Genomic DNA, 24,345 nt, shown 5'->3' on the forward strand with positions numbered 1-24,345 from the left:
TATGATACCTATTTACATAAAGAACGAGAAGAAGTTTAAAACGATCACCCTGGCGCTTAAGTTTAAAGCTCCAATAGATGCCGACCTTATCACAGAACGTTCATTGCTTGCGAAGCTGATGACCAAGTCTACTGCAAACTATCCTACCGAGCAGAAACTCTATGATTATCTGTCAGATCTCTACGGTGCACATTTATCAAGTTACGTGACGAAACAGAAAACAGCTCATGTTATGACGTTCAGTATTGAGTTCATCCATGACAAGTTTATCGATGAGCCGCTGTTTGATGCATGCTGCCAGCTTCTGAGCGATGTCATTAAACATCCCAATGTTAATGGGGATTCATTTAATGAACAGAAAGTCGTACAGGAGAAGCAGCTGTTAAACGCGCGCTTTGACAATATGAAAGATAATAAAGCACAGGCAAGTTTCCAGCGTATGCTGAAAGAGATGTTTCAGACGAGCTATCGGTACCCGAGTATAGGAATTGAAGACCGTCTGCCTGATGTGACACCTGCCTCTTTATATGCGGCTTATGAATCAATGCTGCAAAAAGACGAGAAGGCCTTATATGTCATCGGTGACGTAACAGAGGAGATTCGTTCGAAGCTTGAACATTACTTTGATTTTAATTCAGAAGATGTGACACTAGAGCCTCTTGAATTAGAACCGAAGGCTAAACCTGTCTATGTCACTGAATATACAGATACATCACAGGCACGTATCAATATGGGTATGACAGTACCCGTCGAATATGGTACAAGCGATTATTTTGCATTGATTGTCATGAATCAAATCTACGGCGGTGATGCAACGAGTCTGTTGTTTATGAATGTTCGTGAAAAAATGAGTCTCGCTTATCAGATTCACTCGCAGGTAGATGCAAGACTTGGTTTGATGTATGTAGTAGCAGGTGTTCAGAACGCGACTTATCAGCAGGCTGTGGACACGATTCTCAGCCAGCTTGAGATGATGAAACAGGGTGAATTTTCGGAAGAACTGCTGATTATCGCTAAGAAAATGCTCATCAGTCATAGACGGGAGAACTTCGACCGCCCTAGAGGATGGATTGAAGTCAGCTATGCGTCGTCATTCGACACGGCACAACTGTCGACTGAGGAATGGATAAAAGGCATTGAAAGCGTGACAAAAGAAGAAGTGATGGCTATTGCAGAGCAAGTGAACGTTCAGACCATCTATTGTCTCGCAGAAGAGGTGAAAGCATGAAGAAACAATATTATAAGGAAATAGATGAGACACTATACGAAACTAAGCTTGATAATGGGCTGCAGCTTTTTATCATTCCGAAAGCAGGGTTCCAGAAAACTTACGTTACCATGACGACAAAATACGGCTCTTTACATACTGATTTCATCCCTGCAGAAGGAAATGATATGATCAATACGCCGGCCGGTGTCGCTCATTTTCTTGAACATAAGATGTTCGAAAAAGAAGCAGGCGATATGTTCAATGTCTTTTCTGAACAAGGCGCTTCCGTCAATGCATTTACTTCTTATGACCGGACCAGTTATCTCTTCACTGCTGTCGATCATGTTGAAGAAAATATTAAGTTGCTGATAGAGATGGTACAGAAACCTTATTTTTCTGAGACGTCTGTGCAAAAAGAAATCGGTATTATCGCTGAAGAAATCAAGATGTATCAGGAACAACCGAACTATAGACTCTATTATCAGACACTGCAGGCGATGTATCAGAATCACCCAGTGCGTCAGGATATCGCGGGGACTCTCAATTCAATTAACGAGATTACTGCAGAGACACTCTATACTTGCTACCATACTTTTTACCGTCCTGAAAATATGGTCATGTTTGTAGTCGGTAATGTAGAGCCGGCTGCTATTGCTGAGTTCATCAGTGAAAAGCAGATGATTAAGAATCAGCCCGTCTATCAACCGGTGACAGATGATATCAGAGAACCGAAAGAAGTGAAGGAGCGGTTCGTCTCAACACCTACAGATATCACACGGCCAAAACTGATGCTCGGCATTAAAAGCGACTGTCATCTGCAGAACCGACCGCTTATTCAGACAGAGTTTGAGATGATGTTTATACTGGAGCTTCTTCTAGGCGAGCAGAGTGATTTCTATCACGAACTGCTGGCTGATGGTCTGATAGATGATTCATTTGGTTATAGTTTTATACTGGAACCGACTTTCTCTCATATGCTGATCGCAGGTGCGACGCCTGATCCGGAGATATTGAAACAGCGTATCATTGAACGATTTGAGACGGCTGAATTTGATGAATCCGCGTTTAGACGACTCGTGAAACAGACAACGGGTGAATATATTGCAAGCTTTAATTCACTTGAATATATTGCGAACCAGTTTACACGCTATTATTTCAACGGCGCTATTTTGTTTGATATTGTCCAGGTCCTCCAGCAGATTAATCTGAGAGACGCTTTAACTACATTCCATCAGGCGGTTGATATGACGAACATGACAGACAGCAGACTGGTGCCACGTGGCTAATTATTTAGTGACAGGTGGCAGCGGAGATATCGGTCGTGCGATTGTCACGGATTTATTAGAAGCTGGACATTCAGTCGTCTGCCAGTATTTTAAGGCTGATATAGAAATACTCAAAGAAACGATGTCTGGTGACGTGACCTTCTGGCAATGCGACTTAACAAAGCTTAAAACCAAACCTACCTTTATTGATACACTTGACGGCTTGATCTATGCTGCTGGAACAGAGAGCTTCGGTCTGGTCCAGGATTTCACTGAAGAACAAATTGACCAGCAGTATCATGTTCACTTAAAAGGTCTGATTCAACTGGTACAGTGGATGGTGCCTGTTCTCTGCCAAAAACAATATGGTAGAATAGTAGTCATCAGTTCAATATGGGGTGAGACAGGCGCCAGTATGGAAAGTGTCTATTCTGCGATGAAAGCAGGCCAGATTGGTTTCGTGAAATCAATGGCTAAAGAGCTTGCCTTGAGCGGGGTGACGGTCAATGCGATTACACCAGGAGTCGTACGGGGACGGATGACTGACCAGCTGGATGCGGAGTTGATTCTGGAAGATATTCCGCAAGGAGAGCTTGTGGAAGTAGATGAAGTGGCATACTTAGTCAGCTATTTATTACATAAGAGAGCACAGCATATGACAGGACAAGTTTTACGTCTAAATGCAGGGTGGCTCATTTAGGGGGCTTATGATGAGAGAATGTTATCTTGAATATGAAATCAAAGTGAACCGGCCAGGGCTGCTCGGGGATGTCTCCAGTCTGCTCGGCACACTCGGTATTAGTATCATCACGATTAATGGTGTAGACGCAGGACGTCGGGGCATGCTACTGCGAGTTGATAATGACGAGAAAATCATGCGCTTTGAAAATATTGTTCGTGAACTGGATGAGATTCGTATCATCAAGATTCGGACGCCGCTTCTGCAGGATAGACTGGCTGTCAGACATGGACGGTATATTCAGCGTGACGTCACAGACCGCAAAACCTTCCGATTTGTCAGAAATGACCTGGGGATTTTAGTAGATTTTATGGCTGAACTCTTTAAAGAAGAAGGACATTGTCTAGTCGGTATCAGAGGGATGCCTCGTGTCGGTAAGACAGAGTCCGTTGTAGCAGCCAGTGTCTGTGCCCATAAGAAATGGCTCTTCATCTCATCGACTATGATTAAACAGACAGTCCGTAACTCTCTTTTCAAAGGAGAATATGATAGCAGCTACATTTATATCATCGACGGTGCACTGACTTCTAAACAGCAGGATATGCGCCATATGCAGCTCGTTAAAGAAGTGATGAGTCTGCCCGCTGTAAAAGTGATAGAGCATCCAGATTTATTTGTCGCAAATAGTGACTATACATTAGAAGATTTTGATTATATCATTGAACTGCGTGAGACCGATGATCAGGAAATCACGTATGAGCAGGTCCATAAAAACAATCTCTTTGATACAGATGGTTTCGGATTTTTTGAATAATGGGAGGCGTATCAATGAAACCCATTGGTAAGATTTTAAAAAGTAAACGAGAATCACTCGGCATGACGCTTCTGGATATGGAAAAACGCATCAAAATTAAAAGAGAATATATCTCTATGCTTGAAAAAAATGAGTTTGATCAGCTGCCGAACCCTGATTATGCAGTGGGTTTTATTAAAAAGTATGCCGAGAGCGTCAACCTGCATGCTCAAAAACTTATAGAGGAGCATCAGACTGAACTTCCTGTCCATAAAATGACTGCGAAAGAAGCGAAAAAATCACTGCAGTCACCAGTTATTCAGGAAACCCAGTTGCTGTCACCCCTTTTCAGGCTGATCCTTTTAGTGGCCGCGCTCTGTACATTGTTATGGCTCGCATCGGTCTATTTATTTCCTCATCATCATGAGTGGAATGCTGCTACGATTAATCCAAGTCGAAATGTTGCAGTTGAGACTAAAAAAGTTGAAAATATGCCAGACAAGAAAAAAGAACCGGAAAAACCGGTTAAAAAAGAAGAAAAAACGATTGTCAGCTATAAGTCGTTTGACGGTGCAACACTCAGTTATACGGTTAAAACGAAAGAGCCTGTATCGATACGTGTGACATCAAAGACACCAACCTGGCTACAGCTACGTAACGATAATAATCAGTCTGAAAATTATCAGAACGTCAATGACCGTACTTTAAAGGTAGATAAAGGCACTCGAACTGTTACACTGATAGCAGGTTCAACAGCCGATCTGACTGTTTATCTCAATGGCGAAAAAGTAGATGTACCCACTAACGCAGATACATTAATTACTCGAACTTATCAATTCAATATTTCAAAATAGAAAGGAGCTTTTAAATGAACATTCCAAATCAGATTACAGTCGCACGAGTCCTGCTCATACCAGTCTTTCTTGTTTTTTTACTGGCTGATTTCAATATGGGACACGTGCAGTTCCTAAACAGCATGAATATGCGTGCCGAACAATTTATTGCGGCACTCATCTTTATCTTAGCATCTATGACTGACTGGATTGACGGCTATTTGGCACGCAAGTGGCAGCTCGTCACTAATATGGGTAAATTCCTGGATCCATTAGCGGATAAATTACTCGTCGCATCCGGTCTTATTGCACTTGTGGAGCTGGACGTTATTCCGTCATGGATGGCCATCATTATAGTGGCACGTGAATTCGCAGTAACAGGTCTACGTCTTCTTCAAATAGAACAAGGATTTGTGTCAGCAGCGGGTCAGCTCGGTAAGATTAAAACAGCTGTGACCATGATCGCAATGATATTACTTCTTCTTGCTGAACCATTCGGTATGAACCTGGGCTACTGGCTGATGTATGCAGCCGTATTCTTCACTATTTTATCAGGAATAGAATACTTCTATCACGGTAGAGATGTTTTCCGTGGTTCTAAATAACAGGTTTTAATCACCTGTTATTTTTTTATGAAAAACTGCAAACAGATAGGTCTGTTTTCATCAAAAACTGTCTTCTTTTCATCAAAAGCTGCGCATAAAAATACGAACAGATGTTTGCTTTTTGCTTGCTATTTACTCGGGAAATCAGTATAGTTAGAGATGTAAAACAAATAAAAAACTAACGAATAAACGGCAACGTTTAAGGAGGATATACATTTGAGCGAACGTCAAAAAGCACTCGATACAGTCATTAAAAATATGGAAAAATCATTCGGTAAAGGCGCAGTCATGAAGCTGGGTGAAAGTACATCTCGCAATGTTTCCACTATTTCAAGTGGTTCTATTACACTGGACAACGCACTTGGAGTAGGCGGTTATCCTAAAGGGCGTATCATTGAGATTTATGGACCTGAAAGTTCAGGTAAAACAACAGTCGCACTGCACGCGATTGCTGAAGTGCAGGCTCAGGGCGGAACAGCTGCATTCATCGATGCAGAGCATGCTTTAGATCCAGTGTATGCAAAGAATTTAGGTGTAGATACTGAGAATCTTTATTTATCTCAGCCGGACCACGGCGAACAAGGTCTGGAAATTGCTGAAGCGTTTGTGCGAAGCGGTGCGATTGATATTATCGTGATTGACTCCGTGGCTGCACTGACACCTAAAGCGGAGATTGAAGGGGAGATGGGTGACTCTCATATGGGTCTGCAGGCTCGTCTGATGTCACAGGCGCTTCGTAAACTTTCTGGTGCGATCGCGAAATCAAACACGATTGCTATTTTCATTAACCAGGTTCGTGAAAAAATCGGTGTGATGTTCGGTAATCCTGAGACAACACCTGGTGGCCGTGCCCTTAAATTCTACAGCTCAGTCCGTTTAGAAGTACGTCGTGCTGAACAACTGAAACAAGGTATGGATGTTGTCGGTAACCGTACGAAGATTAAAGTTGTAAAAAATAAAGTAGCACCACCATTTAAAGTAGCTGAAGTAGATATCATGTACGGTCAAGGGATTTCACGCGAAGGTGAGATTGTCGACCTTGGTACAGAGTTTGAAGTGATTGATAAATCAGGTGCATGGTACTCTTATAATGGCGAGCGTTTAGGTCAAGGTAAAGAAAATGTGAAGAACTTCATGAGAGAAAATCCTGAAGTGATGGCAGAAATTGACCGTAAGATTCGTCAGGAGATGGGCATTATTGCGCCCGATGAAGTGACTGACTCACCTGAAAAGGGTGCTAGTGAATCAGCAGCACCTCAGAAAGAAGAAGCAGATTCTTTATTTGATGACGAATTAGTTTAATTCTTAAGAGCTGAAGTCTTCGGGCTTCAGTTTTTTCTATTCCATAATCTAGATGACGCCTTGACTTTAATATAACAGAAAACGTACAATTGAAATGTATATGATTTTAATTATATATTCTTTATTTTTTAATACTTTAACTAGATAATAAGCAAAAAGGAGGTGTTTATGTATGGTTATCCTCTTATACATTTTGCTTGGCATCCTTGTAGGTGTTGCTGCAGGTTATTATCTAGCAAAAACGAATTTGACGAACCAGCAGATTCAGGCAAGACAGACTGGTGAGCATATTGTGAAAGAAGCTAGAAAAGAAGCCGAAAGTCTAAAAAAAGAAAAGCTGCTTGAAGCTAAAGAAGAACATCAGCTGCGCAGTGATCGTCTGGAAGACGAATATCGCCATAGACGATCAGATCTTTCAAGACAAGAAGCAAGATTACTTCAAAAAGAAGAAAACTTAGATCGAAAAAGTGAACTCTTAGATAAAAAAGATGAACTTTTAGAACAAAAAGAATCTAAAATTGAAGCTAAACAACAGCAAGTTGATGCGCTGGAGCAAAGTGTTCAAGATATTATCGCCAGACATGAACAGGAATTAATACGCATCTCCGGACTGACTCAAGAAGAAGCGAAACAGGAAATTATCGATCAGGTTGAAGACGAACTTTCTCATGATATAGCAGTGCTGATCAAAGAGAAAGAACAGGAAGTCAAAGATACAGTCGATAAGAAAGCCAAAATGTTACTTGCGACAACTGTTCAGCGCTTAGCCGCTGACCACACATCAGAATCAACGGTATCTGTCATCAACTTACCGAATGATGAGATGAAAGGTCGTATTATTGGTCGGGAAGGACGAAATATCCGAACACTTGAAACATTAACGGGTATTGATTTAATTATTGACGATACACCAGAAGCAGTTATACTGTCGGGCTTTGATCCGATCAGACGTGAAGTAGCAAAAATTGCGCTTCAGAACTTGGTTTCTGATGGTCGTATTCATCCAGGTCGTATCGAAGAAATGGTTGAAAAAGCGAAAAAATCAGTGGATGAAAGTATTCGCGAAGCAGGTGAAGCAGCGACATTTGAGCTGGGTATTCATAACCTGCATCCGGACTTAGTGAAAATACTCGGTCGTATGAAGTTCAGAACAAGCTACGGTCAGAATGTACTGAAGCACTCTGTAGAAGTTGCACACTTAGCAGGGATGATGGCTGCAGAACTAGGTGAAGATGTCACACTCGCTAAACGAGCAGGACTTCTTCACGATATCGGTAAAGCAATTGACCATGAAGTAGAAGGCAGTCACGTTGAAATCGGGGTGGACCTTGCGAAGAAATACAAGGAACATCCAGTTGTCATCAATGCGATTCATTCGCATCATGGTGACATTGAGCCTAACTCGGTTATTTCTGTCTTAGTTGCTGCGGCTGATGCATTAAGTGCAGCGCGACCAGGTGCTAGACGTGAGACTTTAGAGAACTATGTCAGACGTTTAGAACGACTTGAACAGATTTCTGAGAGTTATGACGGCGTTGAAAAATCATTCGCGATTCAGGCCGGACGAGAAATTAGAATTATCGTCTCTCCTGAAGAAGTAGACGACTTAAAAGCACATCGTCTCGCGCGTGACATCAAGAATCAGATTGAAGAAGAACTGCAGTATCCAGGTCATATTAAAGTGACCGTCGTACGTGAAATGCGTGCAGTGGAATACGCGAAATAACATGAACTTCAGTGGGTATAGACTCGCTGAAGTTTTTTTGTTACTTTATCAAATTTTCATTTAAATGATGCATATTTATCAGTTTATATTTATATGAATGATTTCTTTTGTTATGATAAAGACAAATAGCAAAGGGGCGATGGTTATGTTAGGCAATTATTCAGTGATGAGCACTTCATATTTTACACATGGGAATGAATGGTTCCGTGTTGAGTTTCTTAAGAGTGAAATTCGCGGCGGATTATCTTCAGTTAAGTACATCGCAGTGACGACTAAAGATAATGAAACAAAGTTCTATGAGTTCAATGAACCTATTGCAGAGTATAAGTTTGTTAAGAATGTCATTGAAAAACATTATATAAACAAATAGACACAGAGCCTGAGCTCTGTGTTTTTTTGAGGAGGAAAATAGATGGATAACATTAAGACAAATCTTTTTAAAATGCTCGATAAACGAGTTCAGAAAGTGACGACTTATACTGGCTATAATAAGGCAGCGCTTCAATTATTCCAGACGATAACAGCCTATATCGAGCAACTTAATCAGGAAATCAGTGCAAACGTCAAAAACAGTGAAGCGGTCAAAATTAAAGTGGAAGGTGGTTTAATTGAATGGCTCGGCATCTACTACCAGCTTTCTATGAATGAGTCAGGTACTGTTAATATCATTTCGATTGATCCTGTTACCAACGATACGCAGCGTATTGATATCATTATAGAATTAGACGGGGCATTATTTTCCAGCAAATTTAATACTAGAATAAGCGAAAATGAAGCGATTATACTGAAATTGCTCACTTCTCATGAACGATTTAATAATCTCGAGCTCTAATGTAATATAAATCACATTAATCACATCATTTTGAACGTTTCAGTACAGTCTGTCCATACTCCTTTTAAATACTATATATAGATGTATAATATTGTTGTTAACACTATATATTGTGAAAGAAGTGATTGGATGTCGCTGGAAACTCAAATGGAAAGATTACAGAATAAAGAGAAGTCCATTATTAACGAGAATGCTAACAAAGATTCAAATGTGTTCAACACGCTTAGAGATTTAACTGCAGGTACTGTTGCTAAATATTATGGATTGAAATGGCTGCCTGCACATATCAGAGAGTCTCATATCAAAGGTGAAGTTCATTTTCATGATCTGGATTATCATCCCTATATGCCCATGACAAACTGCTGTTTAATCAATATTGAAGATATGCTGAACAACGGGTTTAAAATAGGTAATGCAGAAGTAGAACCCCCTAAATCAATACAGACAGCTGCTGCCCAGATTGCTCAGATTATAGCGAACGTCGCCAGTAGCCAGTACGGGGGGTGTTCGGTAGATCGTCTTGATGAAATACTCAGTAAATATGCTGTCTTAAATGCTGACAGACACCATCAGGATGCAGTCACCTATCATATCAGTGAGATTGATTCATACGTAATGAACATGACCCGACGTGATGTATATAGCGCTATGCAATCACTTGAGTATGAAATTAATACACTCTATTCTTCGAACGGTCAGACACCTTTTGTGACTTTTGGATTTGGCCTTGGCACCGATGATTATAGTAGATTGATACAGCAGGCGATACTGGATATCAGAATAAAGGGCTTAGGAAAAGAGGCAGCGACAGCTATTTTTCCGAAACTGGTTTTCTCTTTAAAAAAAGGGGTTAACCTGATGCATGACGATCCTAACTATGATATTAAAAAGCTTGCTATTGAGTGTTCGACAAAAAGAATGTATCCGGATGTGCTTAATTACAAGGCTTTAACAGATATGATTGGTGACTTTAAAGTGCCGATGGGCTGTAGAAGTTTTCTAAACAGTTTTGAACAGAACGGTGAGTACATCAATAGCGGACGGTTTAATTTAGGTGTCACCACTTTAAACTTGCCCAGAATCGCCATCGATAGCGGAGGAAGTCTGGAAGTCTTTATGACCATACTGGAAGAGAGAATGCAAATAGTGAAAGACGCGTGTCTATATAGAATCAAAAGAGTGAAAGAAGCACGTCCAGAGAATGCGCCTATTCTGTATCAATATGGTGCACTTAGCAGACTTGATAATGGTGAAGAGATAGACCAGTTATTCTATAACAGAAGATGTACAGTGAGTGTGGGTTATATCGGCCTTTACGAGGTAGGCGTGCTGCTCTTTGACAACGACTGGGAGAGTGATGATGAAGCGGTCAGTAGCCTGGTCTCTGTTCTTAAATTCATGTATGAACAGACTGAGACGTGGAGCCATATGTATGATGTACAGTTCAGTGTTTATGGCACGCCTAGCGAGTCGCTGACTGATCGTTTCTGTCAGTTAGATAGAGAACAGTTTGGTGACATAAAAGATGTCACAGATAAAGGATACTATACTAATTCTTTTCACTATGATGTACGCAAAAAAATCTCTCCATTCCAGAAGATTCGCCTCGAGCAGTCATTTGCTAGATACTCGATAGGTGGCTTTATCCATTATTGCGAGTACCCTTCGCTGCACCATAATCCTCAGGCGCTTGAAGCTGTGTGGGATTATGCATATGATAAAATTGGATACCTTGGCACAAATCTGCCGATTGACCATTGTTATGACTGCGACTTTGAAGGTGAGTTTAAGCCGACAGCTGAAGGGTTTGTATGTCCTGAATGTGGTAACCATGACCCTTCACGAGCAGATGTTGTTAAACGAACATGTGGCTATCTCGGCAATCCGCTTAAGCGGCCGATGGTTAAAGGTCGTCACCAGGAGATTGCGAGTCGAGTGAAGCATTTATGAAATATGACGGAGAGAACAGAGTCGCTAGAATTATACCGGATTGTGTAACAGACGGTGAAGGCGTTAGAGTGAGCGTGTATTTAGCTGGCTGTCACTTCAGATGTCCTGGCTGTTTTAATGCTTCTTTATGGCGTTTTGATGCGGGAGAAGAATTGACCGATGAACTGCTTAACAGAATCATTTACTTATTGAGGCCGGACTATATTAAAGGTCTGTCTATACTGGGCGGGGAGCCACTTCAAAATCAGCTGGTATTGAAGCGTTTAATCCATGCTGTACGTTTACATTTTGGCAGTACAAAGGATATCTGGATATGGACAGGCTATATGAAAGAATATATCGAATATGATGATCAGTTAAAATGGATTCTAAGTGCGGCAGATGTGTTAGTGGACGGGCCGTTTGTTAAAAGGCTTAAAGCTGACTTAGCTTTTCGTGGTTCACTCAATCAAAGGATACATTATTTATCTAAAAATTAATATAACTATATTATGTAAACTTATAAGTTTAAAATTAAAGGTCACTACTGTAGTGACCTTATTTTATTCTAAGCCTTGTTGGACGTTTATTGAACTTTGATAGGCTTGCATAGTTGTGCCGCCATCCATATGACCAGGTGGAATTACACCACTAGCCACAGCTGCGTTGTAGGCTTGTCTTTTCTCGACCTCAGTATAATTACCGAACATAATCTGCTGAAGCTGATCTGCAGTAGTCACACTGCTAACTGGATTTTCTGTACTCAGTGACTCTGAAGAAGCTTCTTCAGTTGATAATGTTTCTGTAGTTGGCTCCTCTGTAGTAGGAGTAGAAGTGACAGGTATTTCTGTTGTTGGTAATGCTGTAGTTGGCAGTTCTGTAGTTACCTCTTCAGTTGAAACAGCAGGTGCTTCTGTCGTTGGTGGTTCAGTTGAAACTTCTGATGTCTGATTTTCCTGTGACTTACGCTTTTCAGCTTTTATTTGTCCGCGTTTTTTACTTTCTTCGATTGCTTTTTTAGCTTCACTTGAAATCTGATTTGTTTTAGTTTCTGCAGGTTCTTCTTTAGCGCCACAAGCAGTCAGGACAACTGCTGATGTACACAAAATAATCGATATTTTCTTAAGTGACATGCTTCAACCTCTTTTTCTTGGATTTAGATTTAGTTTATCATATCCAAATTGTTTTTTTACATGCTTTTATTCTTTTCAAAAATGATTGAGAATGACGGCTACTACATAAAGATCATAATGAACGGTCATACATATTTATAGTATCCATAATTGAAGTACCATTGCCAGCTTTTTGGTACAATAACATATGATGAACAGTTAAAGGAGCATAAGATGAGAATTTTATTTATTGGAGATATAGTGGGGTCAATAGGCCGTGATATGTTAAGTGAGCATCTCCCGCACTTAAAGAAGAAGTATCAACCTAACTTTACAATTGTAAATGGTGAAAATGCTGCACATGGCCGAGGCATCACCGAAAAGATTTATAAATCATTTATGACTCAAGGGGTGGACTTCGTCACACTTGGTAATCACACATATGGTCAGCGAGATGTCTATGATTTTCTCGATCAGGACATCAAGATGATTCGGCCAGCGAATTACCCGGCAGAAGCACCAGGTGTCGGAATGAAAATTGTTCGCTTCAATCAGGATAAGCTCGCTATCATTAATCTGCAGGGCAGAGCGTTTCTACCTGCTATCGATGATCCTTTTAAAAAAGCGGATGAATTAATTGAGATGGCGCGTAAAGAAACAAATCATATATTCGTTGATTTTCATGCCGAGACAACTTCTGAAAAAGGCGCAATGGGCTATTATTTAGATGGTCGTGTCAGTGCCGTTGTCGGAACGCATACACATATTCAGACATCGGATAACCGTATTCTGCCGCAAGGTACCGGCTTTATCACAGATGTGGGGATGACAGGGGATTATGACGGCATTCTTGGCATCAATAAAGATGAAGTGATTCACCGTTTTATAACAGGTTTACCCGTCAAGCATGTCCTGCATGAAACAGGTCGTGGTGTCCTGTCAGGTGTTTACATTGAACTTGATAAAGCAGGTAAAACAAAGAAAATCGAACGTATCTTAATCAATCCTGATCAGCCGTTTATCGGCCATTAGTATGAATTTAGTTCAAATACCCGCACAAGTCATGTGACTGTGCGGTTTTTCTGTTATATTGAGTGATGAGATAAATTGTAGGAGGATGAAAACTTGAAATCACAAATTTCATGGAAAGTCGGTGGACAGCAGGGGGAAGGAATTGAATCAACGGGTGAGATTTTTTCAACTGCTTTAAATAGACAAGGCTATTATTTATATGGCTATCGTCATTTCTCAAGTCGTATCAAAGGGGGACACACTAATAATAAAATCCGTGTCTCAACTACACCTGTTTACGCGATCAGTGACGATTTAGATATTCTCGTGGCATTTGACCAGGAGACGATCGATCTTAACTATCAGGAACTGACATCAGAAGGTGTTATTTTAGCGGACGGCAAATTCAGTCCTGAGAAACCGGAAGATTTTGAAGGACTGCTGATTGAAATCAACTTCACGGAAATCGCGAAGGAACTGGGTACTGCTCTCATGAAAAACATGGTTGCAGTCGGTGCGACTGTTCAACTTTTAGGTCTCTCACTTGAACCATTTGAAGAACTAGTAGAATCGATGTTCAAGAAAAAAGGCGATAAAATCGTTGCACTGAATAAAGAGGCATTGAAAAGTGGTGTCGCTGAAATATTGAAATACGGTGAAGAGATTGATGACCGTTTTAATCTTGAAGACAGTGATGGCGTCGGTCATCTCTTCATGATTGGTAATGAAGCCATTTCACTAGGTGCCTTAGCAGGCGGCGCTCGTTTTATGGCTGCTTATCCGATTACACCTGCATCAGAGATCATGGAGTATATGATTGATAAGCTGCCTAAATTTAACGGTACGGTCATCCAGACAGAAGATGAGATAGCGGCTGCTGTAATGGCGATTGGTGTCAATTATGCCGGTGTCAGAGCGTTCACAGCGTCAGCGGGTCCTGGTCTGTCACTCATGATGGAAGCGATCGGTCTTTCAGGTATGACAGAACAGCCGCTCGTCATCGTCAACACAATGCGCGGTGGCCCATCAACAGGTCTGCCGACAAAGCAGGAACAATCCGATTTAATGCAGATGATCTATGGTACACATGGTGATATTCCGAAGATTGTTATCGCGCCGACTACTGTTGAAGATGCCTTTTATTTATCAATGGAAGCCTTTAACCTTGCTGAGGAATATCAATGTCCGGTTATTCTCTTAAGTGACCTGCAGTTATCACTCGGTAAGCAGACGGTCCCTGAGCTGGATTACAACCGCATCGATATCCGCCGCGGCAATATTGTCAGTGACGTACCGGATGCAGAGACGAAAGATTACTTCAAGCGCTATGAAGTGACAGAAACAGGTGTCTCTCCACGTACATTGCCTGGAACGAAAAACGGCATCCATCACGTAACAGGTGTTGAGCACGCTGAAGATGGAAAGCCATCTGAATCACCTGTTAACCGTATTAAACAGATGGAAAAACGTATGCGTAAAATTGAAGCGCTGAAAATTGAACAGCCTGTTGTAGAAAGCGGGGGTCACGACGACGCTGATATCCTTGTTATTGGTTTTATTTCTACTCATGGTGCGATTGAAGAAGCAATGATGCGTACAGATCTTAAAGTCAACCACATGCAGATCAGACAGCTGCACCCGTTCCCGACAGAAGAAGTACAGTCTGCGCTTGATAAAGCGAAAAAAGTCATCGTAGCAGAAAACAACTATCAAGGTCAGCTTGCTCAGATCATCAGAATGAATACACAGCATCAGAATAAAATAACTAGTTTCGTCAAATATGACGGAACACCATTCCTGCCGCATGATATTGAAGATAAGATCAATACAGTGGTGAATGAAGGAGTCGACAAATAATGGCAACATTCAAAGATTTCAGAAATACAGTAAAACCTAACTGGTGTCCGGGCTGCGGAGATTTCTCTGTGCAGGCCGCTATCCAAAAAGCAGCAGCAGGAGTCGGCCTTGAGCCGGAGAACCTCGCTGTTATTACCGGTATCGGCTGCTCAGGCCGTTTATCAGGATATATCAATTCATACGGCTTCCACAGCATCCATGGACGTGCATTACCGCTTGCTCAAGGTGTGAAGATGGCCAACCAGGAACTGACAGTCATCGCTTCTGGTGGTGACGGAGATGGTTTCGCGATTGGTATGGGTCATACGATTCATGCGTTGCGCCGTAACATTGACTTAACTTACATTGTCATGGATAACCAGATTTATGGACTGACAAAAGGACAGACTTCACCGAGTTCAGCGCACGGTTTTGTGACGAAGACGACACCTAAAGGCTCTATTGAAAAGAATGTATCGCCTCTTGAACTGGCAATCACAAGTGGTGCAACATTTATCGCACAAAGTTTCTCATCAGATATTAAAGAACTGACGGCGATTATTGAAGCGGGTATTCAGCATAAAGGATTCTCTTTTATCAATGTTTTCTCACCATGTGTCACTTATAACAAAATTAATACGTACGACTGGTTCAAGGAAAACCTGACTAAAATCGCTGACATTGAAGGTTACGACCCTACTAATAAATCTCAGGCGTTATCAACCGTAATGGAGCATGACGGCCTCGTGACAGGTATTGTCTATCAGGATACAGAGACACCAAGCTACGCAGAACAGATCGACGGCTATAGCCCGAATTTATCTCAGACAGAGATGAAAATTACACAGCTCGAATTCAATGATCTTATGTTACAATTTAAATAAATCATAAAAACACTAGGGGAGCTTCGTGCTGAGACTGGATTTTATCCTAAACCCTTTTAACCTGGTCAGATAATGCTGACGGAGGGAAGTGTCTCAAACACAACCTCAGCAGGTTGTGTTTTTTTAATGGAGGAAAACTGATGAAGAAATTATTAGTAGGCGCAAGCTGTCTGATTTTATTAGCAGGCTGCAGTGATCAAGGCGAGAAGAAAGAAGAAAAGAAAGATTCAAAAGAACTGAAAAAAGTAACACTGATGCTTGACTGGACACCTAACACGAATCACACGGGTATTTACGTGGCTAAAGACAAAGGCTATTTTAAAGAACATGGTCTTGACGTAACGATTAAAACACCTGGAGACGTGACAGCAGACCAGCTCGTTGCTGCCAACAAAGTTCAGTTTGGTATCAGCGCGCAGGAACAAGTTACTCAGGAACGTACGGAAGGCGTGCCGGTCAAATCAATCGGAGCGATTATTCAGCACAATACGAGCGGGTTTATGAGTCTTGCCTCTAAAAATATTAAATCACCTAAAGACTATGCCGGTAAGACTTATGGCGGCTGGGGTGCGCCGATTGAGAAACCGATTATTGATGCCGTTATGAAAAAAGACGGAGCAGATGTTAAAGACGTCAAAGTCGTCAATATGGGTAATACCGATTTCTTCACAGCCTCTAAGAAAAATATCGATTTTGCCTGGGTTTACTATGCCTGGACCGGTATTGAAGCAGAGACACGCGGCGAAAAAGTCAACATGCAGTATTTAACAGATTACGACAAAAACCTCGATTACTATACGCCGGTCATCATTGCAAATGAAAAATATATCCAGTCTGATAAGGAAACAGTCGATGCCTTTATGGCGTCTGTTCAGGAAGGCTACGAGTTTGCGATTAAAGACCCAAAAGCAAGCGCTGATATTTTACTTAAAGAAGCACCTGAATTAAAAGAGAGTAAAGAACTGGTTTATAAGAGTCAGGAATACTTGAAAGATAAGTATCAGGACGATGCAAAAGAGTGGGGCGTACAGGATAAGAAAGTCTGGGAGAACTTTGCACAGTTTATGAAAGAGAATAAAATCATTAAAAAAGATTTCAATGCTGAAGAAGCATTTACCAATGAATTTGTGGAGGGGAACTAATGGCTAATACATTGATGAGCATCCAGATTATACCGAAGACACCGAACGGTGAAGATGTGATTCCTTATGTCGATAAGGCCATTGAAGTCATTCAGGCGAGTGGTCTGCCTTATGTCGTGAATCCGCTTGATACAACAATAGAAGGGAATATGCCGGAACTCCTGCAGCTCATTGAAGAGATGAACAACAAGATGATGGCTGAAGGTATTGTCAGTGTCATCTCTCAAGTCAAGTTTTATCATGCTGAAGTTGCATCGATGGCTGAACTCGTCAAAAAATACAGATGAAATACTATTTAAAGTTTACTCTTTTTATTGTGGTGCTGCTGGCACTATGGGAAGTGCTCGTACGACTACTCAATGTAGACAGTTATACACTACCAGCACCGAGCGCTATTGCATCAGCATTTGTTACAGCTTTTCCGGATTATAAAGATGATCTTATACCGACTGTACTTCTTGTGCTGGAGGGTTTAGGGATGTCGATTGTGTTTGGCGTCATGATGGCTGTCATTCTGCATCTTGTGCCTGCGCTTGAGCCGTTCATCTATCCGCTGCTTGTGGTCAGTCAGAATGTACCGGTCATTGTTATAGCACCGCTTCTCGTCATCTGGTTTGGTTTTGGCCTTCTGCCAAAACTTATCGTCATTACACTCGTCTGTTTCTTTCCAGTGACGGTCAGTCTTCTTGAAGGATTCAAATCGGTCGATAAAGATCTGAAGAAGTATATGCTGATTTCAGGTGCGAGCCGTATGCAGATTTTCAGAAAACTGGAATGGCCTGGTAGTATGCCATTTTTGTTTAATGGCCTCAAGATTGCGGGTACCTATTCCGTTATGGGGGCCATTATTTCAGAGTGGCTGGGCAGTGATAAAGGCCTCGGCAAATATATGATTATCGCGCAGCGTGCCTTTCAGGTTGACCGGGTCTTTGTTGCGATAGGCTGGATTGTTATATTTGCGCTTATCATATTCGGCGTGATCAGGTTCTTAGAGAAGCTGACAGTGAGGTGGAAACATGACTAAGCTTATTCTGAAGGATATCAGTCATATGTTTGGCACTAACCAAGTCTTATCTCAAGTGAATCTGGAAGTTCAGGAAGGTGAGTTTGTCACCATTTTAGGGCCTTCCGGCAGTGGTAAATCGACGATATTCAATATTATTGGCGGACTATTAGTGCCGGATACAGGGGAAGTAATTTTAGAAGGTCGAAGTGTTGTGGGTCGTACTGGTCATGTTGCCTACATGCCTCAGACACCGTCTCTTATGCCTTGGCGGACAGTAGCCGATAATATCGCACTTGGCAGTGAAATCAAAGGAGATACAGCTGGACGACTGGATGAACTATTAGAACGAAGCGGCTTTGACGAAATCCGAGAACATTATCCGGATAGTTTAAGCGGTGGTATGAAGCAGCGTGTTTCGTTTCTGCGCGCACTCAATACACCAGGCGAATTGATGCTACTGGATGAACCTTTTTCTGCGCTGGATGAAATCACACGTTACGACATGCAGGCATGGCTGAAAGAAATACTGGCAGTAGAAAAACGGACCGTGCTCATGATTACACATAGTATAGAAGAAGCAATCAAACTTTCTGACCGGATTGTGGTGCTGGAGGGTAAGCCTGCAAGTATCCATCATGTCATTGATGTACGTCATATGAGAGAACAGGAAATAGTGTCGCTGAAAACACAGTTGCTAGAAATGCTGAGATGAAAATGACGAATGCTGTTCAACTTTAATGAAAAGTTGAGCAGCATTTTGATTTGTTGCTCGAGTTGTTTTAAAAGTTGAGCAGTAAAATGATTTGCTGCTCATGTTAGATCTGAAGTTGAACAGTAACCTCAAACTTTAGGCACGTAGCTGGGTTTTTTCGAAGCTCCAAGTCTTATAAAATACTTTGCCAGCACTCTTTGCACCGAAGATCGGTGAATTTCTGGGAAAAATAGCTGAATATCGCGCATATCAATTGGGGCATTCTTTAGTACATAGAGTTCCTCTAGATTGAAATGGATAAGATCAGCGTTTTTACCAGTCGTATTACAAAGAACACATTTAAATTTAATTATCTCTGTCTTAACTGCATTAATCTTCATACAACTTGGACATTTAAGGCCTTTTCTAATGTGTTCGATCGGCACGCGTTTAAATATTTCTTCTTTTTCAATATGTTGTCTGATTAAATAATCCGCTAGCAATCGATTATTTGCCGAATTACTATTCCCTACTTTCAGTTCATCAAGTTTATGGAATATCTGCGGACGCATCAGCCAGTGTGGGTACTTCGGCGGCGCTTCCATATAGAATGTTTCATTGACAAAACAGATATAGCTCTCAACACTGTAGATAGAATCAAACTGATTGATCACATGACTTAAGTATTCGTGTGCGCGTTGTAGCTGCGGTTCAGGATTTTTGATGATGCGCCGGTAACTGTTCTGCAAATTTTCATTAACATAGTGATATTGCCCTTTGTAATTTTTAACGTCAAAATGATAGACAGTCAGTTCATGGATCACAATAAAGTCATATTGTACTTCACCTTTATATTTAGGACTCAAGTGAATGTCCCATAGAACACAGGCATTCGGCAGATTATATAGCCACTCTGCAAACAAAGTTTCACCATCATAACCGATGATGCTGTTCGATATTTCAAATGAAAACCGATTTTCAAGCGCTTCTGAATAGATTATTTCCTGTGGTCTCGGTCTTGTTTTATAGGCCATTCGCCACCTCCAAGTACAATGTAGCACATCCATATTAAATAATTGTAAAAAAAATAAAAGTCATTCATTAAGAATGACTTCTATTTTCTCGCCAGGCCTTAAATGCACTGATAACTGCTGGTAAGACTGAGATGACAATAATGAGTATTAAGACGATCTCAAAATTATCTTTGACGATAGGTATGTTACCGAAGAAATAGCCAAGTCCGAGACAGACACCTACCCAGAGAAAGGCACCTACGACATTATAGATAATGAAATAGCTATAATGCATACGGCTGGCACCTGCTACGAAAGGAATGAAAGTACGGATAAACGGCATAAAGCGGGCCATCACTATTGTTTTACCGCCATATTTATTGAAGAAACTTGTTGCTTTCAGTAAATGTTCTTCTTTGATAAAGCGGCCGAAACGAGGATGTTTCGTAACGCCAAGGCCAGCCCATTTACCGATATGATAGTTCAGCGTATCTCCTAATACAGCAGCTACAAAGCAGACAAGAAATAATAACCAGATATTAAGTGCGCCTTGCGGTGCTAGTGCCGCTGCTGCAAACAGCATGGAGTCGCCTGGCAGGAACGGCATGATGACGAGTCCTGTTTCAATAAAAATAATTAAAAACAAAATACCATAAGTCAGCGTGCCATACTGGCTGACGATGCTGATTAGATGTTTATCAATGTGCAGAATAAAATCCATGAGCTGAGAAAAAAAGTTCATTATTTGCTCCTATCTAATTTAGTAACTCTTTTATTATAATAGGCTGCATACTTTCAGGCAAACTATTGATTATTTTTAGTGCCGATATGGCATAATTAAACTAATTCGGAATACGAAAGAAAGGGGTTTTTCAATGCAAACAGTCATCAAGTTCACCCGTCCTTATCTCGGTCTTATGTTATTTGCGCTTATTTTGATGCTGTCAGAGCTATTTGTCGATATGTATGCACCTATCCTCATGAAGAATATTATTGATAACGGCATTCTGCAGAACGATATCGGCTATATCCAGACTTATTTGCTCATCATGCTCGGCATTAGTCTGATTGCTTTCTTTGCGGGTGTGCTGAACTCATTTATCTCTTCACACGTCTGTCATATGTTTTCATATGATCTGCGTAATGCGATTTTCAGAAAGATCCAAGGCTTCTCGCTGAAAACACTCAGCCAGTTTAAGACATCGAGTCTGATCACTAGGCTGACGAGTGATATTATCGCGAATGAAATGGTGCTCTTTATGAGTCTACGTATTATGCTGAAAGCGCCTTTATCTGTGATCGGCAGTATCATTATGAGTTTTGTGGTAGCACCAGAAATCGCTATCTATCTCGTGATTGGTACGCCGCTCCTGGCTATTTTTCTGTTTTTCACAGCCCGAAGTGGCATGAAAATTTTCCTGCGTATCCAGAAGCGGACCGATCATCTCAATCGCTTCGTTCAGCAGAACCTGGAAGGGGTACGTCTGATTAAGTCTACATTGAATGGACCATATGAAACAGAGAAGTTTGATGACGTTGCGACCCCAATCAGACAAGATACAGTCTATGCGCTTAGACTGATGGAAAGTATCATGCCCGTTCTCCTCATTATCATGAATTTATCCATGCTTCTTGTCATCTGGTTCGGCAGTGATCTGATTCAGTCAAATGCACTTGAAGTCGGCTCTTTAGTCGCAATCATCAACTATGCGCTGCGGATGCAAGGTGGCTTCTCTATGTTCGCGTTTATTATCATCGCATTTTCTCGTGCGAAAGCAAGCGCTGACCGCATCAGCGAAGTCCTGAACACACCAGTAGATGAGAAACTAGTGACCGATGAAATTGCGACAGTTAAGCTGAACAACACCGTTGAGTTTAAAAATGTTTCTTTTAAATATCCGTCGGCACAGGATTATGTTTTACAGGATATCTCTTTTAAAGTGAACAGCGGCGATAAGTTCGTCATTATGGGACAGACAGGTGCAGGTAAATCTGCATTGCTCTCACTGATTCCAAGGATGTATGAAGTTTCTGCTGGAGAAGTTCTGGTCAATGAACAGGATGTGCGTCACTGGGACATGAAAACGCTGCGTGAATTTATCGGTTATGTGCCGCAGAAGACGACGCTCTTTACCGGTTCTATTATCGACAATGTGCGCTGGGGTGATAGTGAGGCAAGTGCCGAGGAAGTCTATAGAGCAGCTGAAATCGCTCAGATCCATGATTCAATCATGAACTTTGATGATGATTACAGCACAAGAGTGGGACAGCAAGGTGTCAACCTGTCAGGAGGCCAGAAACAGCGACTGGCCATCGCCCGTGCGCTGATTAAAAAGCCCGGAATCCTCATTCTGGATGATAGTACGTCAGCTCTCGATATCCATACGGAAGGCCGTTTGTTCGATTCACTTAAGGAACTGGATATGACGCGTATCATCGTCACTCAGAAAATCCATACCGCTAAAACAGCTGATCAGATTCTGCTTCTTGAACATGGCCGGATAGTGGCTAAAGGGACACACGCGGAATTAATGAATACTAGCAGCCTCTATCAGGATATCGCACGCAGTCAGGAGGAATCTCATGATTAAAGATGTATTTTCTCATCAACCTGTCTTAAAGAAAGAAGATATCGGTCGTAAAAAAGATAAGAAACGAGCAGATAACTGGCAGCACACAGTCAGTCGTATCTGGCAATTGATGGCACACCGCAGATGGATGGTCTTATTGGTCATCATACTCGTCATCATTACATCTTTGCTCAGTTTAGTCGGTCCTTACTTGATCGGTCATATTATTGACCATAATATTATGACGAAAAGTTTCGATTTATTGCCACGGAAGATTATATGGCTCCTCATTATCTTTGCTGCATTGTCCATTCTAACTTACCTCGCGGCTTTCATCATGGTCAATATCGCCCAGGAAACGGTTTACAAGTTACGCATGCAGCTCTTCAGTCATATGCAGCAGCTGCCGATTCGTTTCTTTGATGAACGTCAGCATGGTGATATCATGAGCAGAATGACAAACGACATTGAAAATATATCGAAAGTTTTAAACTCTTCGTTCATCCAGTTCACATCAAGTATTGTGACGCTTGTAGGAACAGTTATAGTCATGCTGACTCTGAGTCCCGTGCTGACACTTCTGACGATGACTATCATACCTGTTATGTTTCTGGCGACCCGCTGGATTACGAACCGTACGGGTCCACTTTACAAGATGCGCCAGCAGGCATTAGGGGATATGAACGCCTATATTGAAGAGATTGTTTCAGGTCAGTCAGTGGTTAAAGTTTTCTCACAGGAAAAAGAAGTAACACAAGGCTTTGAACAAAAAAACCGAGCGGTACGTGAACGGGGCTTCTGGTCAATTAGCTACTCCGGTACAATACCGAAAGTTATGAATACATTAAATAACGTATCATTTGCCATCGTAGTCGGAATTGGCGGCATACTGGCGCTGAACGGACAGGCGGTAACCGTCGGCACGATTGTTATTTTTGCTGAATATGCCCGTCAGTTTACAAGACCTTTATCAGACCTTGCCAACCAGTTCAACGAAGTGTTATCAGCACTGGCTGGAGCGGAGCGCGTTTTCGCTATTATTGATGAGGAAGAAGAACCAGATACTGTAGAAGGTGCCATTCAAATTCAAGGCCATATTCAGTTTCATGACGTAACCTTTAAATATAATGACAGTCAGCAGAAGAATGTCATCAATCATGTATCTTTTGACCTTGCTGCAGGAGAATCACTTGCACTTGTCGGCGCGACTGGTGCAGGCAAGACGACGATTATTCAGCTGCTCAATCGATTCTATGATATTAAGGGTGGTGACATTCTGATTGACGGTGTTTCTGTATCCCGCATGCCTCGCCGTACGTTACGGCGTCAGATTGCCTACGTACTGCAGGATCCGATTCTTTTTGATGGTACAATCCGTGATAATATCAAATACGGTAATCACATGGCGACAGATGAAGAAGTGATTCAGGCAGCTAAAGATGCGAATGCACATGACTTTATCATGCGCCTGGAAGAAGGATATGACACAGTGATATCAGGTGAGGAATCAAGGCTTTCACAAGGCGAAAGACAGCTCCTGTCAATCGCGCGTGCTCTTGTGCAGGATCCTAAGATTTTACTGCTTGATGAAGCGACGAGCTCGATTGACACCGTAACTGAAATGAAACTGCAGGAAGCAATCGATCGATTGATGGCAGGTCGTACAAGTATCGTCATTGCCCACCGACTGAATACGGTCAAGAAAACGGATAAAGTCATCGTACTGGCACAAGGTGAAATTATTGAACAGGGTTACCAGCAGGAGCTCCTTCAGACGAATGGTCTTTACAGTCGGATGGTTCATTCATCAAATGGTGATTTTGACGAGCTCCTGGACTAATAAAAACCTTTGAAAATGTCTGGTATAAGTAATATACTAAAAAGATGATAAATGACTAGAGAGGGT

General features: G+C 41.6%; 24 protein-coding genes and 1 riboswitch. Of the genes, 21 read left to right on the forward strand and 3 right to left on the reverse strand.

All coding sequences use genetic code 11. From position 1 onward, the window contains the following. Position 1: 1 nt before the first annotated feature. From yfmF to nrdG, 12 genes are all read left to right on the forward strand, one after another. Positions 2-1,228 carry an EF-P 5-aminopentanol modification-associated protein YfmF gene (gene yfmF, locus MGG13_RS05295; RefSeq protein ID WP_239035626.1) on the forward strand — a complete coding sequence of 409 codons (1,227 nt, stop codon included), beginning with the start codon at positions 2-4 and terminating at the stop codon, positions 1,226-1,228. After that, positions 1,225-2,496: an EF-P 5-aminopentanol modification-associated protein YfmH gene (gene yfmH / locus MGG13_RS05300; protein ID WP_133432089.1), complete on the forward strand. Its 1,272-nt coding sequence runs from the start codon at positions 1,225-1,227 to the stop codon at positions 2,494-2,496. Before yfmF ends, yfmH begins: the two co-directional genes overlap by 4 nt. Further along, positions 2,489-3,175, forward strand: a complete 687-nt coding sequence (ymfI, locus tag MGG13_RS05305) for an elongation factor P 5-aminopentanone reductase (protein WP_239035627.1) — start codon at positions 2,489-2,491, stop codon at positions 3,173-3,175. The genes yfmH and ymfI overlap by 8 nt, the downstream gene beginning before the upstream one ends. Positions 3,176-3,182: 7 nt before the next feature. Then, positions 3,183-3,968 (forward strand): YmfK family protein, encoded by a 786-nt coding sequence (locus tag MGG13_RS05310; RefSeq protein WP_208001765.1) that lies wholly within the window; start codon positions 3,183-3,185, stop codon positions 3,966-3,968. Between the two features lie 14 nt (positions 3,969-3,982). Then, positions 3,983-4,801, forward strand: a complete 819-nt coding sequence (locus MGG13_RS05315; protein WP_239035628.1) for a helix-turn-helix domain-containing protein — start codon at positions 3,983-3,985, stop codon at positions 4,799-4,801. 14 nt (positions 4,802-4,815) lie between these two features. Beyond that, positions 4,816-5,385: a CDP-diacylglycerol--glycerol-3-phosphate 3-phosphatidyltransferase gene (pgsA, locus tag MGG13_RS05320; protein ID WP_239035629.1), complete on the forward strand. Its 570-nt coding sequence runs from the start codon at positions 4,816-4,818 to the stop codon at positions 5,383-5,385. Between the two features lie 216 nt (positions 5,386-5,601). Next, positions 5,602-6,687 (forward strand): recombinase RecA, encoded by a 1,086-nt coding sequence (recA, locus tag MGG13_RS05325; protein ID WP_133432094.1) that lies wholly within the window; start codon positions 5,602-5,604, stop codon positions 6,685-6,687. A gap of 172 nt (positions 6,688-6,859) precedes the next feature. Continuing rightward, on the forward strand, positions 6,860-8,413 hold the full coding sequence (gene rny / locus MGG13_RS05330; RefSeq protein WP_239035630.1) for a ribonuclease Y: 1,554 nt from the start codon (positions 6,860-6,862) through the stop codon (positions 8,411-8,413). A 145-nt stretch (positions 8,414-8,558) separates the two neighbouring features. Continuing rightward, a complete protein-coding gene (locus tag MGG13_RS05335; protein WP_133432096.1) occupies positions 8,559-8,783 on the forward strand; it encodes a hypothetical protein in 225 nt (74 codons plus the stop codon). Between the two features lie 42 nt (positions 8,784-8,825). After that, the gene (locus MGG13_RS05340) at positions 8,826-9,245 is read left to right on the forward strand and encodes a hypothetical protein (RefSeq protein WP_133432452.1); all 420 of its coding nucleotides are present in this window, start codon (positions 8,826-8,828) and stop codon (positions 9,243-9,245) included. Between the two features lie 81 nt (positions 9,246-9,326). Beyond that, entirely contained in the window at positions 9,327-11,195 is a 1,869-nt protein-coding gene (gene nrdD, locus MGG13_RS05345; protein WP_420827910.1) for an anaerobic ribonucleoside-triphosphate reductase, read from the forward strand. Beyond that, on the forward strand, positions 11,192-11,674 hold the full coding sequence (gene nrdG / locus MGG13_RS05350; RefSeq protein ID WP_133432450.1) for an anaerobic ribonucleoside-triphosphate reductase activating protein: 483 nt from the start codon (positions 11,192-11,194) through the stop codon (positions 11,672-11,674). The genes nrdD and nrdG overlap by 4 nt, the downstream gene beginning before the upstream one ends. 63 nt (positions 11,675-11,737) lie before the next feature. Here the strand turns inward: nrdG and MGG13_RS05355 are convergent, their stop codons facing one another. Continuing rightward, positions 11,738-12,307: a hypothetical protein gene (locus MGG13_RS05355; RefSeq protein ID WP_239035632.1), complete on the reverse strand. Its 570-nt coding sequence runs from the start codon at positions 12,305-12,307 to the stop codon at positions 11,738-11,740. Positions 12,308-12,520: 213 nt separating this feature from the next. On the opposite strand from MGG13_RS05355, the gene MGG13_RS05360 reads away from it, so the two are divergent. The 7 genes from MGG13_RS05360 to MGG13_RS05390 all read left to right on the forward strand — a co-directional run bounded on the left by MGG13_RS05360 (position 12,521) and on the right by MGG13_RS05390 (position 18,877). Continuing rightward, a complete protein-coding gene (locus MGG13_RS05360; protein WP_133432448.1) occupies positions 12,521-13,318 on the forward strand; it encodes a TIGR00282 family metallophosphoesterase in 798 nt (265 codons plus the stop codon). 93 nt (positions 13,319-13,411) lie between these two features. Beyond that, on the forward strand, positions 13,412-15,154 hold the full coding sequence (locus MGG13_RS05365; RefSeq protein WP_239035633.1) for a 2-oxoacid:acceptor oxidoreductase subunit alpha: 1,743 nt from the start codon (positions 13,412-13,414) through the stop codon (positions 15,152-15,154). Next, complete coding sequence (locus MGG13_RS05370) at positions 15,154-16,017, forward strand: 2-oxoacid:ferredoxin oxidoreductase subunit beta (RefSeq protein ID WP_239035634.1); 864 nt, start codon at positions 15,154-15,156, stop codon at positions 16,015-16,017. Before MGG13_RS05365 ends, MGG13_RS05370 begins: the two co-directional genes overlap by 1 nt. Before the next feature lie 4 nt (positions 16,018-16,021). After that, positions 16,022-16,121: riboswitch (TPP riboswitch) on the forward strand. Positions 16,122-16,157: 36 nt separating this feature from the next. Then, a complete protein-coding gene (locus tag MGG13_RS05375) occupies positions 16,158-17,159 on the forward strand; it encodes an ABC transporter substrate-binding protein (protein WP_239035635.1) in 1,002 nt (333 codons plus the stop codon). Then, entirely contained in the window at positions 17,159-17,446 is a 288-nt protein-coding gene (locus MGG13_RS05380) for a thiamine-binding protein (protein ID WP_239035636.1), read from the forward strand. Before MGG13_RS05375 ends, MGG13_RS05380 begins: the two co-directional genes overlap by 1 nt. After that, complete coding sequence (locus MGG13_RS05385) at positions 17,443-18,183, forward strand: ABC transporter permease (protein ID WP_239035637.1); 741 nt, start codon at positions 17,443-17,445, stop codon at positions 18,181-18,183. Before MGG13_RS05380 ends, MGG13_RS05385 begins: the two co-directional genes overlap by 4 nt. Continuing rightward, complete coding sequence (locus MGG13_RS05390) at positions 18,176-18,877, forward strand: ABC transporter ATP-binding protein (protein ID WP_239035638.1); 702 nt, start codon at positions 18,176-18,178, stop codon at positions 18,875-18,877. Before MGG13_RS05385 ends, MGG13_RS05390 begins: the two co-directional genes overlap by 8 nt. A 128-nt stretch (positions 18,878-19,005) precedes the next feature. Here MGG13_RS05390 and MGG13_RS05395 read toward each other — a convergent pair whose 3' ends face one another. Together MGG13_RS05395 and MGG13_RS05400 are read right to left on the reverse strand one after the other, a co-directional pair. Then, a complete protein-coding gene (locus MGG13_RS05395; protein ID WP_239035639.1) occupies positions 19,006-19,890 on the reverse strand; it encodes a nuclease-related domain-containing protein in 885 nt (294 codons plus the stop codon). A 67-nt stretch (positions 19,891-19,957) separates the two neighbouring features. Then, positions 19,958-20,611: a VTT domain-containing protein gene (locus tag MGG13_RS05400; protein WP_239035640.1), complete on the reverse strand. Its 654-nt coding sequence runs from the start codon at positions 20,609-20,611 to the stop codon at positions 19,958-19,960. Positions 20,612-20,744: 133 nt separating this feature from the next. Here MGG13_RS05400 and MGG13_RS05405 point away from each other — a divergent pair, with 133 nt between their 5' ends. Next, a complete protein-coding gene (locus MGG13_RS05405) occupies positions 20,745-22,460 on the forward strand; it encodes an ABC transporter ATP-binding protein (RefSeq protein ID WP_239035641.1) in 1,716 nt (571 codons plus the stop codon). Further along, positions 22,453-24,279, forward strand: a complete 1,827-nt coding sequence (locus MGG13_RS05410) for an ABC transporter ATP-binding protein (RefSeq protein ID WP_239035642.1) — start codon at positions 22,453-22,455, stop codon at positions 24,277-24,279. Before MGG13_RS05405 ends, MGG13_RS05410 begins: the two co-directional genes overlap by 8 nt. Positions 24,280-24,345 lie beyond the last annotated feature (66 nt).

It is taken from the genome of Macrococcus brunensis (genome assembly GCF_022343725.1).
Lineage (GTDB): Bacteria > Bacillota > Bacilli > Staphylococcales > Staphylococcaceae > Macrococcus > Macrococcus brunensis.